Source organism: Streptomyces sp. SID14478, from assembly GCF_010548525.1.
Taxonomy (GTDB): domain Bacteria; phylum Actinomycetota; class Actinomycetes; order Streptomycetales; family Streptomycetaceae; genus Streptomyces.
This window is the reverse complement of the sequence record NZ_JAAGMG010000583.1, coordinates 1-743: the sequence shown is the minus strand read 5'-3', so window position 1 is coordinate 743 and position 743 is coordinate 1. Positions and strand designations below refer to the sequence as shown.

General features: G+C 75.1%; 1 pseudogene. It reads left to right on the top strand.

The features are described 5' to 3' along the window. Positions 1–743, top strand: a pseudogene (locus tag G3I40_RS18920) (PE-PGRS family protein); the annotation flags it as partial.

The following is a 743-nucleotide window of genomic DNA, read 5'->3' as shown; positions in this document are numbered from 1 at the left end:
CGCCGACACCGACGCGCAGTGGTTCCGGCTGGCCGGCGCGCACGGCCTGTTCGACGAGGACGGGGGCTTCCTGGTCACGCTGGGGGTCGGCGACTGGTTCCGGGTCCGGCTCGGGGAGCGGTGGCGGCTCGCGGAGGTCCTGGGGAACCAGCCCGGCTGCCCCGAGTTCATGACGCTCTCGCCGGACGGCCGGACGCTGATCGGCGTCACCACCGAGGAGGACGAGATCTGGCTGATCGTGGTCGCCGACGTCCCGGCGTACCAGGAACAGCGGGCCCGGCGCCTGGCGCGGGAGGAGAGCGAGGAGGACCGGGAGGCGGCCTGGGCCGGCCTGTTCGGCACGCTGCGCATTCTCCCGCGGACCCGGGAGCAATGGGCGATCGGGCTCCTGTCCCACCCCGCCCTGCCCGACGATCTCCGGCTCGACCTCGTCGTACGGACCCGGCGGTTCCACGGCCCGCAGCTGCCCGCCGACCTGATCGACCGACTCCTCGCGCACCCGGACTGGCAGGTGCGCTGCGCCTTGATCGACACCGGCACCCAGCAGCTGAGCCCCGCCCAGTGGAGCCGACTCGTCCTCGCCGAGGAGGACGACCGCCGCCGCTGGGCACTGGTCAGCATCGCCGTCGAGTTCCGTGCGGCGCTCACCCCCGCCGCGTACGAGCGGCTCGCCGCCGATCCCGTCCCGCGCGTCCGCGCCGAGGCCGCCGCGCTGACCGGCCTGCCGACCGCCGTGGCCCGCA